General features: G+C 69.7%; 11 protein-coding genes and 1 pseudogene. 10 read left to right on the forward strand and 2 right to left on the reverse strand.

Features of this window, described 5'->3' with window-relative positions:
• From QZV97_RS03720 to QZV97_RS03750, 7 genes and pseudogenes are all read left to right on the forward strand, one after another.
• A pseudogene (locus tag QZV97_RS03720) lies at positions 1–212 on the forward strand (ABC transporter ATP-binding protein); the annotation flags it as partial.
• Positions 213–230: 18 nt separating this feature from the next.
• Positions 231–1160, forward strand: coding sequence for a branched-chain amino acid ABC transporter permease (locus tag QZV97_RS03725; protein ID WP_295638625.1), 930 nt, complete (start codon positions 231–233; stop codon positions 1158–1160).
• A gap of 18 nt (positions 1161–1178) precedes the next feature.
• Entirely contained in the window at positions 1179–2243 is a 1065-nt protein-coding gene (locus QZV97_RS03730; protein ID WP_295638628.1) for a branched-chain amino acid ABC transporter permease, read from the forward strand.
• A gap of 88 nt (positions 2244–2331) precedes the next feature.
• On the forward strand, positions 2332–3663 hold the full coding sequence (locus tag QZV97_RS03735) for an ABC transporter substrate-binding protein (RefSeq protein WP_295638633.1): 1332 nt from the start codon (positions 2332–2334) through the stop codon (positions 3661–3663).
• 70 nt (positions 3664–3733) lie between these two features.
• Entirely contained in the window at positions 3734–4549 is an 816-nt protein-coding gene (locus QZV97_RS03740; RefSeq protein ID WP_295638636.1) for an ABC transporter ATP-binding protein, read from the forward strand.
• 7 nt (positions 4550–4556) lie between these two features.
• Positions 4557–4853 (forward strand): hypothetical protein, encoded by a 297-nt coding sequence (locus QZV97_RS03745; RefSeq protein WP_295638639.1) that lies wholly within the window; start codon positions 4557–4559, stop codon positions 4851–4853.
• Positions 4846–6120 carry an AMP-binding protein gene (locus tag QZV97_RS03750; RefSeq protein ID WP_295638643.1) on the forward strand — a complete coding sequence of 425 codons (1275 nt, stop codon included), beginning with the start codon at positions 4846–4848 and terminating at the stop codon, positions 6118–6120. Before QZV97_RS03745 ends, QZV97_RS03750 begins: the two co-directional genes overlap by 8 nt.
• 27 nt (positions 6121–6147) lie before the next feature.
• Here the strand turns inward: QZV97_RS03750 and QZV97_RS03755 are convergent, their stop codons facing one another.
• Positions 6148–7125: a tripartite tricarboxylate transporter substrate binding protein gene (locus QZV97_RS03755; RefSeq protein ID WP_295638647.1), complete on the reverse strand. Its 978-nt coding sequence runs from the start codon at positions 7123–7125 to the stop codon at positions 6148–6150.
• A gap of 40 nt (positions 7126–7165) precedes the next feature.
• On the reverse strand, positions 7166–8416 hold the full coding sequence (locus QZV97_RS03760) for an aminotransferase class V-fold PLP-dependent enzyme (RefSeq protein ID WP_295638653.1): 1251 nt from the start codon (positions 8414–8416) through the stop codon (positions 7166–7168).
• Positions 8417–8526: 110 nt separating this feature from the next.
• Between QZV97_RS03760 and QZV97_RS03765 the strand changes: the two genes are divergently transcribed.
• The 3 genes from QZV97_RS03765 to QZV97_RS03775 all read left to right on the forward strand — a co-directional run bounded on the left by QZV97_RS03765 (position 8527) and on the right by QZV97_RS03775 (position 13283).
• On the forward strand, positions 8527–9216 hold the full coding sequence (locus QZV97_RS03765) for a GntR family transcriptional regulator (RefSeq protein WP_295638656.1): 690 nt from the start codon (positions 8527–8529) through the stop codon (positions 9214–9216).
• Positions 9213–12209, forward strand: coding sequence for an FAD-binding and (Fe-S)-binding domain-containing protein (locus QZV97_RS03770; RefSeq protein WP_295638659.1), 2997 nt, complete (start codon positions 9213–9215; stop codon positions 12207–12209). Before QZV97_RS03765 ends, QZV97_RS03770 begins: the two co-directional genes overlap by 4 nt.
• 105 nt (positions 12210–12314) lie before the next feature.
• The gene (locus tag QZV97_RS03775; RefSeq protein ID WP_295638662.1) at positions 12315–13283 is read left to right on the forward strand and encodes a tripartite tricarboxylate transporter substrate-binding protein; all 969 of its coding nucleotides are present in this window, start codon (positions 12315–12317) and stop codon (positions 13281–13283) included.
• The last annotated feature ends 7 nt before the right edge of the window (positions 13284–13290 follow it).

Consider the following 13290-nt stretch of genomic DNA (forward strand, 5'->3'; position numbering starts at 1 on the left):
AGGAGAAGCAGGACATGAGCCGCTTCATCCTCGACGTCAACGACGAGTTCGGCACGACCATCGTGCTGATCGAGCACGACATGGGCGTGGTGATGGACATCTCGGACCGCGTCGTCGTGCTCGACTACGGCAAGAAGATCGGCGACGGCACGCCCCAGGAAGTGCGCCGCGATCCCGAGGTCATCAAGGCCTACCTGGGCACGTCCCACTGATCCGCAACCGAGAACGCGATGGGCTTTTTCCTCGAGACCCTGTTCGGCGGCCTGATGGCCGGCATGCTGTATTCGCTGATCGCGCTGGGCTTCGTGCTGATCTTCAAGGCCAGCGGCGTCTTCAACTTCGCGCAGGGCGCGATGGTGCTGTTCGCCGCGCTGGCGATGGCGCGCTTCGCCGAGTGGATCCCGCGCTGGACCGGGCTCGAGTCGAAGTGGCTGGTCAACGTGCTGGCCTTCGCGGTGGCCGTGGCGGTGATGATCGCGCTGGCCTGGGCGATCGAACGCCTGGTGCTCGGCAAGCTCGTCAACCAGGAGGGCGTCACGCTGCTGATGGCGACGCTGGGCATCACCTACTTCCTCGACGGCTTCGGCCAGACGCTGTTCGGCAGCGACATCTACAAGATCGACGTCGGGCTGCCGAAGGACCCGCTGTTCCTGTTCGAGAAGGTGTTCCAGGGCGGCGTGCTGATCAACAAGGAAGATCTCTACGCCGCGCTGATCGCCGCGGCGCTGGTGGCGCTGCTGAGCCTGTTCTTCCAGAAGACCGCCACCGGCCGCGCCCTGCGCGCGGTGGCCGACGACCACCAGGCCGCGCAGTCCATCGGCATCCCGCTCAACCGCATCTGGGTCATCGTCTGGAGCGTGGCCGGCTTCGTCGCGCTGGTCGCCGGGATCATCTGGGGCAGCAAGCTCGGCGTGCAGTTCTCGCTGTCGCTGGTGGCGCTGAAGGCGCTGCCGGTGGTGATCCTCGGCGGGCTGACCTCGATCCCCGGCGCCATCGTCGGCGGCCTGATCATCGGCGTCGGCGAGAAGCTCAGCGAGATCTACATCGGCCCGATGCTCGGCGGCGGCATCGAGATCTGGTTCGCCTACGTGCTGGCGCTCGTCTTCCTGCTGGTGCGCCCGCAAGGGCTGTTCGGCGAGAAGATCATCGATCGCGTCTGAGCCTCGAAAGACAAGAACATGCTTTACCGCGAGAACGGCCAGTTCAAGACCTCCTACCGCTCGGACCAGCAGGTCTTTCCCATCCTGCAGGACCGCGTCGCCATCGGCCTGCTGCTGCTCTTCGCCTGCGTCGCCGTGCCGCTGCTCGCGCCCGAGTACCTGTTCCGCGCGATCCTGATCCCCTTCCTGATCCTGTCGCTGGCGGCACTGGGCCTGAACATCCTGGTCGGCTACTGCGGCCAGATCTCGCTGGGCACCGGGGCCTTCATGGCGGTCGGCGCCTACGCGGCCTACAACTTCCAGGTTCGCATCGAGGGCATGCCGCTGGTCGGCTCGCTGCTGATGGGCGGCGTGTTCGCGACCCTCGTGGGCGTGCTGTTCGGCATCCCGTCGCTGCGCATCAAGGGCCTGTACCTCGCCGTCGCGACGCTGGCGGCGCAGTTCTTCACCGACTGGGCGTTCCTGCGCATCAAGTGGTTCACCAACAACTCGGCCTCGGGCTCGGTCAGCGTCGCCGACCTCAAGGTCTTCGGCCTGCCGATCGAGACGCCGGTGCAGAAGTACCTGTTCTGCCTGGCCTTCGTCGTCGTCTTCGCGATCCTGGCCAAGAACCTGGTGCGCAGCCACATCGGCCGCGAGTGGATGGCCATCCGCGACATGGACGTGGCCGCCGCCGTGATCGGCATCCGGCCGGTCTACGCGAAGCTGACCGCCTTCGCGGTGTCGAGCTTCATCGTCGGCGTGGCCGGCGGGCTGTGGGGCTTCGTGCACCTGGGCTCGTGGGAGCCGGCGGCCTTCAGCATCGACCGCAGCTTCCAGCTGCTGTTCATGGTGATCATCGGCGGCCTGGGTTCGATCATGGGCAGCTTCTTCGGCGCGGCCTTCATCGTGGTGCTGCCGATCGTGCTGGACAACATGCCGTACTGGTTCGGCATCCCGATCGACACCGCGCTGGCCGCGCACCTGACCTTCATGATCTTCGGCGCGCTGATCGTGTTCTTCCTGATCGTCGAGCCGCACGGACTGGCCCGCCTGTGGTCCATCGGCAAGGAGAAGCTCCGGCTGTGGCCGTTCCCGCACTAACCCTGTATCCCGAGCGCACGCCGATGCGTTGTTGTTCCCACGTTCCGACCCGGCACTGACGAGTGCTCTTTCACCTCTGGAGGCAGACATGAAGTTCAAGTCCCTGGCCATGGCCGTCGCGATCAGCGCGGCCGGCCTCAGCAGTCTGGCCACAGCGCCAGACGCCTTCGCCCAGGCGAAGGAGCAGTTCTTCCCGGTGCTGGTCTACCGCACGGGCGCCTACGCGCCCAACGGCACGCCCTTCGCCAACGGCTACGTCGACTACCTGAAGCTGGTCAATGCGCAGGGCGGCATCAACGGGGTGAAGATCACCTACGAGGAGTGCGAGACCGGCTACGCCACCGACAAGGGCGTCGAGTGCTACGAGCGCCTCAAGGGCAAGGGCGCGACGGTGTTCCAGCCGCTGTCCACCGGCATCACCTTCGCCCTGACCGAGAAGGCACCGGCCGACAAGATCCCGCTGATCACCGCCGGCTACGGCCGCAGCGAGTCGGCCGACGGCCAGGTCTTCAAGTGGAACTTCCCGCTGCTCGGCACCTACTGGGTCGCGGCCGACGTGCTGATCCAGCACATCGCCAAGAAGGAAGGCGGCTTCGACAAGCTCAAGGGCAAGAAGATCACGCTGGTCTACCACGACAGCCCGTACGGCAAGGAGCCGATCCCGATGCTGACGGAGCGCAGCAAGATCCACGGCTTCGACTTCAACGCGATCCCGGTCACGCACCCGGGCGTCGAGCAGAAGGCGGCCTGGCTGCAGATCCGCCAGAACCGTCCCGACTACGTGCTGCTGTGGGGCTGGGGCGTGATGAACTCGACCGCGCTGAAGGAAGCGGTCGCCACCGGCTTCCCGCGCGACAAGATGTACGGGGTCTGGTGGGCCGGCGCCGAGCCGGACGTCAAGGACGTCGGCGACGGTGCCAAGGGCTACAACGCCGTGACCATCCAGCACGGCCAGGAGTACGGCGCCAAGGTCGTGAAGGACGTGCTCGCGACGCTGCATGGCAAGGGCCAGGGCACGGGGCCGAAGGAAGAGGTCGGCCAGGTGCTGTACATGCGCGGCCTGATCAGCGCGATGCTCGGCGTCGAAGGCGTCAAGCGCGCCCAGGAGCGCTACGGCAAGGGCAAGGTCATGACCGGCGAGCAGGCCCGCTGGGGCTATGAGAACCTCGCGCTCGACCAGAAGAAGCTCGACGCGCTGGGCTTCGCCGGCGTGATGCGCCCGGTGTCGACCAGCTGCGCCGACCACATGGGCGCCAACTGGGCGCGCGTGCACACCTGGGACGGCGCCAAGTGGGTCTTCACGTCCGACTGGCTGCAGAGTGACGAGCAGATCATCAAGCCGATGGTCAAGGCCGCGGCGGACAAGTACGCGACCGAGAAGAAGCTGAGTCGTCGCACGCCCGAAGACTGCCAGACCTGATGAAACCGGGGGCTCCGGAGGGAGCCCTCTTTCAAGCGCCGCGTGCGGCGCTTGAAAGAACGAGGACACGATGAGCGCAACACCGAACATCCTGCTGAACGTCAACGGCATCGAGGTCATCTACAACCACGTGATCCTGGTGCTGAAGGGCGTGTCGCTGCAGGTGCCGGAAGGTCGCGTGGTGGCGCTGCTGGGCGGCAACGGCGCGGGCAAGACGACGACGCTGCGGGCCGTCAGCAACCTGCTGCGCGGCGAGCGCGGCGAGGTCACCAAAGGCGCGATCGAGCTGCGCGGCGAGCGCATCGAGGCGCTGTCGACCTCCGACATGGTCGAGCGCGGCGTGGTGCAGGTGATGGAGGGCCGGCACTGCTTTGCCCACCTGACCATCGAGGAGAACCTGATGACCGGCGCCTACACGCGCAAGGACGGCAAGGCCGCGGTCGCGCAGACGCTCGAGAAGGTCTACAACTACTTCCCGCGCCTGAAGCAGCGCCGCGGCTCGCAGGCCGCCTACACCTCCGGCGGCGAGCAGCAGATGTGCGCGATCGGCCGGGCGCTGATGGCCAATCCCAAGATGGTGCTGCTGGACGAGCCGTCGATGGGCCTGGCGCCGCAGATCGTCGAGGAGGTGTTCGAGATCGTGAAGGACCTCAACACCCGCGAGAAGGTCACCTTCCTGCTGGCCGAGCAGAACACCAACATGGCGCTGCGCTACGCCGACTACGGCTACATCCTGGAGAACGGCCGCATCGTGATGGACGGCGAGGCCCGGGCGCTGCGCGAGAACGAGGACGTCAAGGAGTTCTACCTCGGCGTCGGCGGCGGCGACCGCAAGAGCTTCCGCGACGTCAAGAGCTACAAGCGGCGCAAGCGCTGGCTCGCCTGAGATCACGATGAGCGACGAATTCGGCTTCGCACCGCCGCCGTTCAAGGCCGACGAGGCCCTGGCGATGCTGAAACGCCATCTGCGCGACATGCGACTGCTCGAGCGCGCCGGGCGCTTCGAGTGGAAGGGCGATCCGCTGGTCGAGCTGACGCTCGAGGACGGCGCGATCCGCGCCCGCACCGTCAAGCGGCCGGCGCGCTCGCCCGAGTGGACCGTGAAGCTGCTGAAGAGCGCCGCCGACGTGCGGCACTACACCGAGGAATTCAAGCGCCAGTTCGCGCGCTGGAGCGACAGCGATGACTGAGTTCTTTGACGCGCTGGAGACGCGCGACCCCGCGCAGCGCGAGCAGGCGCTGATGGCCGCCCTGCCGGCGCAGGTGGCGCAGGCGCAGCGCGCGAGCACCGCCTTCGCCGAGATCCTGCGCGGCGTCGACGCCGCCGCCGTCACGGGCCGAAGCTCACTGGCCGCGCTGCCCGTGACGCGCAAGCACGAGCTGCTGGAGCGGCAGCAGGCCGCACGTGCCGATCGACCGGCCGGCGACCCGTTCGGTGGCTTCGCCGGCGTCGGCTGGCGCGGCCTGGTGCGGCCGCAGGGCGCGCGCCGCGTGTTCCAGTCGCCCGGCCCGATCTACGAACCCGAGGGGCTGGCGCCCGACTACTGGCGCGCCGCGCGCGCGCTGTTCGCCGCGGGCTTCCGTGCCGGCGACCTGGTGCACAACAGCTTCAGCTACCACCTCACCCCGGCCGGCTCGATGATGGAGACCGGCGCCCATGCGCTGGGTTGCACCGTCTTCCCCGGCGGCATCGGCAACACCGAGCTCCAGCTCCAGGCCCTGGCCGAGTTGCGCACCCACGGCTACGTCGGCACGCCGAGCTTCCTGAAGATCCTGCTCGACAAGGCCGCGGAGACCGGCGTCGCACTGCCCTCGCTGACCCGGGCCCTCGTGTCCGGCGAGGCCTTCCCGCCCTCGCTGCGCGACGCGCTGCGCGCGCGCGGCGTCGACGCCTACCAGTGCTACGCCACCGCCGACCTGGGCCTGATCGCCTACGAGACCGCGGCCCGCGAGGGCTTGGTGCTGGACGAGCAGGTGATCGTCGAGATCGTCCGCCCCGGCACCGGCGACCCGGTGGCGACGGGCGAGGTCGGCGAGCTGGTCGTGACCACGCTCAATCCCGACTACCCGCTGATCCGCTTCGGCACCGGCGACCTGTCGGCCGTGCTGCCCGGTCACTGCCCGACCGGGCGCACGGCCCCACGCATCAAGGGCTGGATGGGGCGCGCCGACCAGACCACCAAGGTCCGCGGCATGTTCGTCCACCCGTCCCAGGTCGCCGAGGTCGTGCGACGCCACCCCGAGCTGCGCAAGGCGCGGCTGGTGGTCAGCGGCGAGATGGCGAACGACCGCATGACCCTGAGAGCCGAGGCGCCGACCGCGGCCGAAGATCTCGCTGCGCGCATCGCCGAGAGCCTGCGCGACGTGACCAAGATGCGCGGCGAGGTCGAGTTGCTGGCGCCCGGCACCCTGCCCAACGACGGCAAGGTGATCGAGGACGCGCGGCGCTACGAGTAAGCCCCGAGCGCCCGCGACCGCGGGCGCTCAGGCGTCGGCCTTGATGCCGCCGGCCTTCACCACCTGCGACCACTTCGCGATCTCGGCGCGGATGAACTCGGCGAACTTCTCGCGCGAGCCGCCGCCGTCCTCGGCGCCGTAGCTGTCGAGCTTCTCCTGCACGTCGGGCATCGCCAGCACGGTGTTGATGTCGGCGTTCATCTTGTCGGCCACCGGCGTCGGCAGCTTGCCGGGACCGACCAGGCCGTACCAGGTGGTGGCCTCGAAGTCGGCGTAGCCCTGCTCGACCATCGTCGGCACCGTCGGATGGCCCTTCGCGCGCTTGGCGCGGGTCTGCGCGATCGCCAGCAGCTTGCCGCCCTTCACGTGCGGCGTGGCGGCGGTCATGGTCTCGAAGCCGTAGTTGATCTGGCCGCCGATCAGGTCGGTGATGACCGGCGCGCTGCCCTTGTAGGGCACGTGGATCGCGTCGACCTTGGCGCGCTGCTTGAAGAGCTCCAGCGCCAGGTGCTGCGCCGAGCCGTTGCCGGCCGAGCCGAAGCTCACCTGCCCCGGCCTGGCCTTGCACAGCGCGACGATCTCCGGCACGGTCTTGGCCGCCTGCGCGGCGTTGCACACCAGCAGGTTGGGCGTGACGCCGACCAGCGCGATCGGCACGAAGTCGCGCTCGACGCTGTAGTTCAGCTTGGGCTGCAGGCTGGGCGCGAGCGCGTGGCTGTTGATGTGCGCCATCAGCAGCGTCGTGCCGTCGCTCGGCTGCTGCGACACGTACTCGGCCGCCAGCACGCCGGCGACGCCGGCCTTGTTCTCGACGACGATCTGCTGGCCCCACATCACGCTGAGCTTCTGGCCGACCACGCGGGCCAGCGCGTCGGTGCCGCCGCCCGGCGGGAAGCCGACGATGATGCGGATCGGTCCGCTCGGCCAGGGCTGGGCAAACAGGCGCGGCGCGCCCAGCGTGGCGGCCAGGCCGGTGGCGGCCTTGATCAGGGAACGTCGTTGCATGTTCGGGTCTCCGTGGGTGGTCGTCGTGTGCGTCGTCGTATCAGGCGGCGGCCTTCAGCGGCTGCTGCTGCGGGTGGCTGGCGAAATACTCCATCGCGGCCTGCACGCCGCTGCCGGCCAGCGCGACGCCGCCGAGCTTGAGGCCCATCTCGCAGCCGGCCAGCGCGGCCATCAGCGTGAGGTCGTTGCAGTCGCCGAGGTGGCCGATGCGGAACATGCGGCCCTTGAGCTTGCCCAGGCCGGTGCCCAGCGACAGGTCGAAACGCTGGTGGATCAGCTTGCGCAGCGCGTCGGCGTCCACGCCCTGCGGCGTGACGACGCCGGTCAGCACCGGCGAGTGCACGGCCGCGTCGGCGCACTGGATGGGCAGGCCCCAGGCGCGCACCGCGGCGCGCACGCCCTCGCCCCAGCGCCGGTGCCGCGCGAAGACCGCCGGCAGGCCGCCGTGCAGCGGGTCGAGCAGCATGTCCAGCGCCTCGTTCAGCCCGTAGAGCAGATTGGTGTTGGGCGTGGTCGGCCAGTAGCCGCCGGCGTTCATCTCGAAGATCTCGTCCCAGGCCCAGAAGGCCTTGGGCAGCGTCGCGGTCTTGCTGGCCTCGAGCGCCTTCTTCGACACCGCGTTGAAGCTGATGCCGGGCGGCAGCATCAGGCCCTTCTGCGAGCCGCTGATCGACACGTCGACACCCCATTCGTCGTGGCGGTAGTCGGCGCTGGCCAGGCCCGAGATCGTGTCGACCAGCAGCAGCGCCGGATGCCGGGCCGCGTCGATCGCGCGGCGCACCGCGGCGATGTCGGAGGTGATGCCGGTCGAGGTCTCGTTGTGGACCACGCAGACCGCGCGGATGCCGTGGCCGGCATCGGCGCGCAGGCGCTGCTCGATCAGGTCGGCCTGCACGCCGCGGCGCCAGCTGGCGGGCAGGCCGGTCTCGGCGTCGATGCCGGGCAGCGCGATGAACTCCGGCTTCAGGCCCAGGCGCTCGGCCAGCTTCTTCCACAGGCTGGCGAACTGGCCGCCTTCGTACATCAGCACCGTGTCGCCGGGGCTCAGCGTGTTGGCGAGCGCGGCCTCCCAGGCGCCGGTGCCCGACGCGGGATAGATCGCGACCGGCTGGCGGGTCTGGAAGATCTCGCGGATGCCGGCCAGCACCTTGAGGCCGAGCTGTGCGAACTCGGGCCCGCGGTGGTCGATGGTGGGCAGGCTCATGGCCCGCAGGATCCGGTCGGGCACCGGGCTGGGCCCCGGGATCTGCAGGAAGTGGCGGCCGCTGGGATGCAGGTCGAGGGCGATCATCGGTCTCTCCTTGGAACCCGTATTTTTGCATACAAAACATGAATGTCAAGCAGATTACCCAGGTAACTCGGGTTTGACCGGGGTACTTTTTGGATACAAAATGGCTTTCGATGAACAAGACGCTGCCCGACAACGTGGTCCCGCTGGCCGGCCAGGTCCTGCACCAGCAGGTGGCGCAGCGGCTGCGCCAGCGCATCGTCGAGGGCCGGCTCGCGCCCGGCGCCAAGCTCAACGAGCGCGAGCTCTGCGAGCAGCTGAACGTGTCGCGCACGCCGCTGCGCGAGGCCATCAGGATGCTGGCCGCCGAGGGCCTGGTCGAGCTGCTGCCCAACCGCGGCGCGGCGGTGCTGCAGCTGTCCGAGCGCGACGTGGCCGATACCTTCGAGGTGATCGCGGGGCTGGAGGGCCAGTCGGGCGAGCTGGCCGCGACGCGCATCACCGAGACACAGCTGGCCGAGATCCGCGCGCTGCACTACGAGATGCTGGCCGCGCACCTGCGGCGCGACCTGTCGACCTACTACCGGCTCAACGCGCAGATCCACACCGCGATCAACGCGGCCGCCGGCAACGCGGTGCTGACGCGGACCTATGGCCAGGTGAACGCGCGGCTTCAGGCGCTGCGCTTCCGCTCCAACTTCGACGAGCGCAAGTGGGCGCGTGCGGTCGATGAGCACGAGCGCATGGTCGCTCTGCTGGCGGCGCGCGACGGGGCCGGCCTGCGCGCGCTGATGGTGCAGCACGTGCTGAACAAGCGCGACGCGGTGCTGGAGCTGATGCGCGCCGGCGAGGTGAGCGCATGACCGGCGAGCTCGCACGGCGCCTGGGGCGCGAGACCCGCGGCGAGGTCCTGTTCGACATCGCCGCGCGCGGCCGCTACGCGACCGACGCGTCGATCTACCAGCAGATCCCGATCGGCGTCTTCGTCCCGACGACCCCGGAGGACGTCGCGACGGCGATCCGGATCGCGCGCGAACTCGGCGCGCCGGTCCTGCCGCGCGGCGGCGGCACCTCGCAGTGCGGCCAGACCACCGGCCCCGCGCTCGTGGTCGACTGCAGCAAGCACCTGCGGCGCGTGCTGGCCGTCGATGCCGAGGCGCGCACCGCGGTCGTCGAGCCCGGCCTCGTGCTGGACCACCTGAACGCCCGGCTCAAGACCCATGGCCTGTGGTACCCGGTCGACGTGTCGACCAGCGCGCAGGCCACGCTGGGCGGGATGGCGGGCAACAACTCCTGCGGCAGCCGGTCCATCGCCTACGGCAACATGGTGCACAACGTGCGCGGCATCGAGGCCTGGCTGGCCGACGGCAGCGAGGTCGCGCTGGGCCCGCTCGCCGGGCTCGGGCCGCGCGAACGCGCGATCGCCGACTTCGTGCGCGGCCTGGCCGAAGCCCACGCCGCCGAGATCGACGCGCTGTGGCCCAAGGTGATGCGGCGCGTCGGCGGCTACAACCTCGACATCTTCCGGCCGCAGAGCGAGCGCCCCTACACCGGCGACGGCAGCGTCAACCTCGCGCACCTGCTGGTCGGCGCCGAGGGCACGCTGGCGTTCACGAAGTCGCTGACGCTGCAGCTCGCGCCGTTGCCGCGCCACAAGCTGCTGGGCGTCGTCAACTTCCCCACTTTCCGCGCCGCGATGGAGGCGGCGCAACACCTCGTGAAGCTGGGCCCGACCGCGGTGGAACTGGTCGACCGCACGATGATCGAGCTGGCGCGCGCGAACCCGGCGTTCCGGCCGGTGATCGAGACGGCGCTGATCGCCATCGACGGAAAGCTGCCCGACGCCATCCTGCTGGTCGAGTTCGCCGGCGACGACCGCGCGGCGCTGCTGCCCCGGCTCGACCGCCTGGCCGAGCTGATGGGCGACCTCGGCCTGCCCGGCAGCGTGGTGGCGATGCCCGACGAAGGCCCGCAGAAGGCGCTGTGGGAAGTGCGCAAGGCCGGCCTCAACATCATGATGAGCCTCAAGGGCGACGGCAAGCCGGTCAGCTTCATCGAGGACTGCGCGGTGCCGCTCGAGCACCTGGCCGACTACACCGACGCGCTGACCGAGGTCTTCGCGCGCCACGGCAGCCGCGGCACCTGGTATGCCCACGCCTCGGTCGGCACGCTGCACGTGCGGCCCATCCTCGACATGCGGCGCGACGGTGCGCAGAAGATGCGCGCGATCGCCGAGGAGGCGGCTGCCCTGGTGCGCCGCTACAAGGGCGCCTACAGCGGCGAGCATGGCGACGGCCTGTGCCGCGGCGAGTGGATCCGCTGGCAGTTCGGGCCCAGGATCGACGAGGCCTTCCGCGCCATCAAGCAGCACCTCGATCCGCTGAACCTGATGAACCCCGGCAAGATCGTCGATCCGCCGAAGATGGACGACGCGAGCCTGTTCCGTTTTGCGCCCGGCTACCGCACGATCCCGCTGAAGCCGGTGTTCGACTGGTCGGCCTGGGACGTGCAGAACGACCCGGTCACCGAGGCGACCACCGCGCCCGGCACCGGCGGCGACACCACCGGCGGCCTGGCCAAGGCGGTGGAGATGTGCAACAACAACGGCCACTGCCGCAAGTTCGACGCCGGCACGATGTGCCCGAGCTACCGCGTCACGCGCGACGAGCAGCACCTGACGCGCGGCCGTGCCAACACGCTGCGGCTCGCCCTCTCCGGCCAGCTGGGCGACGAGGGCTTCACCGGCCCGGCGGTGCAGGAGGCGCTGGCGCTCTGCGTCGGCTGCAAGGGCTGCAAGCGCGACTGCCCGACCGGTGTCGACATGGCGAAGATGAAGCTGGAGTTCACCGCCCAGCACCGCGCCAGGCACGGCCACACGGCGAAGGACCAGCTGATCGCGCGCCTCCCCGACTACGCGCACTGGGCCGGCCGCCTGCCCTGGCTCGCCAACCTGCGCGACACGCTGCCCGGCGCCGCGCGCCTGAGCGAGCGCTGGCTGGGCCTGTCGGCGCGGCGCCGGCTGCCGCGCTTCCGGCGCGACAGCTTCCGCCGCGCTGCGCCCGCGCTGCCGCTGGCGACACGCGACGAAGCGCTCGCGGCCGGGAAGGCCGTCGTGCTGTTCGTCGACACCTTCAACGGTGCCTTCGAGACCGAGAACGCGCTCGCCGCACTGCGCGTGCTGCGCGCCGGCGGCTACGCGGTGCATGCGGTGCACAAGCCCGGCGCCGCGCTGTGCTGCGGTCGCACCTACCTGGCGGCCGGCATGGTCGACGAAGCCAGGGCGAAGGCGCGCGAGCTGCTGGACGCACTCGGGCCCTTCGCCGAGCGCGGGATCGCGATCGTCGGCCTGGAGCCGTCCTGCCTGCTGACGCTGCGCGACGAGTACCTGGTGATGGGCCTGGGCGAGATCGCGCAACGCGTGGCCGACCAGGCCCTGCTGTTCGAGGAGTTCCTGGCGCGCGAGGCGAAGGCCGGACGCTTTGCTGCGCGCTTTCGGCCTGCGACACGGCCGATCAAGGTCCACGGCCACTGCCACCAGAAGGCCTTCGGCGCGATGCCGCCGGTGATGGACACGCTGCGGCTGATCCCCGGCGCGACGCCCGAGCTGATCGAGAGCTCCTGCTGCGGCATGGCCGGCAGCTTCGGCTACGAGGCGGCACACCACGCGGTGTCGATGCAGATGGCCGAGCTGAGCCTGCTGCCCGCGGTGCGCGCGGCGCCCGACGCCATCGTCGTCGCCGACGGCACCAGCTGCCGCCACCAGATCGCCGACGGCGCCGGCCGCGAAGCGCTGCACGCGGCGCGGGTGCTGGCAGATCACCTGGCCGACGACGCCGACACCTCGACGCCGCGCTGAACGGGCCGGCGCCGCCGCCGGCTTACGTAGTTTCCGGCATGGCTGGGGCCGACCCGCGCTCCTAGCATCCTCGCATTCGCACATTCCGCTGCGGAAGGAGACATCATGAAGCGCATCCTGCTGGCGACCGTGGCCGCCTTCACCGTCACCGGCGCCTGGGCCGAGTACCCCGAGAAGCCGATCACCATCGTCGTGCCCTTCTCGGCCGGCGGCCCGACCGACAAGGTGGCGCGCGACTTCGCCGAAGCGGTCCGCAAGCCGCTGGGCAACGCGACGATCGTGATCGAGAACGTCGGCGGCGCCGGCGGCACGCTGGGGGCGACGCGCGTCGCCAAGGCGGCGCCGGACGGCTACACGCTGCTGCTGCACCACATCGGCATGGCGACCTCGCCGGCCCTGTACCGCAACCTCCAGTACAAGACCGAGGAGTTCGAGTACCTCGGCCTGATCAACGAGGTGCCGATGACGCTGATCGGCAAGCCCACGCTGCCGGCCGCGAACTACGCCGAGCTGCTGAAGTGGATCGACGCCAACAAGGGCAAGGTCAACCTCGCCAACGCCGGCCTGGGTGCCGCCTCGCACCTGTGCGGCCTGCTGTTCCAGAGCACCCTGAAGGTCGACATGACCACGGTGCCGTACAAGGGCACCGGCCCGGCGATGACCGACCTGATCGGCGGCCAGGTCGATCTCATGTGCGACCAGACCACCAACACCACCGGCCAGATCGAGGGCGGCAAGGTCAAGGCCTTCGCGGTGACGACCCCCAAGCGTCTGACGACGCCCACGCTCGCCAAGCTGCCGACACTGGACGAGTCGGGCATGAAGGGCTTCAACGTCAGCATCTGGCACGGCCTGTACGCGCCCAAGGGCACGCCGAAGGCGGTCATCGACAAGGTGAACGCGGCGCTGAAGGTCGCGCTGAAGGACCCGGACTTCGACAAGCGCCAGGAAGCGCTGGGCGCGGTCGTTGTCACCGATGCGCGCACCAGCCCGGCCGAGCACAAGAAGTGGGTCGCGGCCGAGATCGACAAGTGGGGCCCCGTCATCAAGGCCGCCGGCCAGTACGCCGATTGATGACGAC

Source organism: uncultured Methylibium sp. (genome assembly GCF_902826655.1).
Classification (GTDB): domain Bacteria; phylum Pseudomonadota; class Gammaproteobacteria; order Burkholderiales; family Burkholderiaceae_C; genus Methylibium.

Coding starts and splice junctions, on each gene's coding strand:
- QZV97_RS03725 (WP_295638625.1), top strand. CDS start 231: ATGGGCTTTTTCCTCGAGACCCTGTTCGGCGGCCTGATGGCCGGCATG.
- QZV97_RS03730 (WP_295638628.1), top strand. CDS start 1,179: ATGCTTTACCGCGAGAACGGCCAGTTCAAGACCTCCTACCGCTCGGAC.
- QZV97_RS03735 (WP_295638633.1), top strand. CDS start 2,332: ATGAAGTTCAAGTCCCTGGCCATGGCCGTCGCGATCAGCGCGGCCGGC.
- QZV97_RS03740 (WP_295638636.1), top strand. CDS start 3,734: ATGAGCGCAACACCGAACATCCTGCTGAACGTCAACGGCATCGAGGTC.
- QZV97_RS03745 (WP_295638639.1), top strand. CDS start 4,557: ATGAGCGACGAATTCGGCTTCGCACCGCCGCCGTTCAAGGCCGACGAG.
- QZV97_RS03750 (WP_295638643.1), top strand. CDS start 4,846: ATGACTGAGTTCTTTGACGCGCTGGAGACGCGCGACCCCGCGCAGCGC.
- QZV97_RS03755 (WP_295638647.1), bottom strand. CDS start 7,125: ATGCAACGACGTTCCCTGATCAAGGCCGCCACCGGCCTGGCCGCCACG.
- QZV97_RS03760 (WP_295638653.1), bottom strand. CDS start 8,416: ATGATCGCCCTCGACCTGCATCCCAGCGGCCGCCACTTCCTGCAGATC.
- QZV97_RS03765 (WP_295638656.1), top strand. CDS start 8,527: ATGAACAAGACGCTGCCCGACAACGTGGTCCCGCTGGCCGGCCAGGTC.
- QZV97_RS03770 (WP_295638659.1), top strand. CDS start 9,213: ATGACCGGCGAGCTCGCACGGCGCCTGGGGCGCGAGACCCGCGGCGAG.
- QZV97_RS03775 (WP_295638662.1), top strand. CDS start 12,315: ATGAAGCGCATCCTGCTGGCGACCGTGGCCGCCTTCACCGTCACCGGC.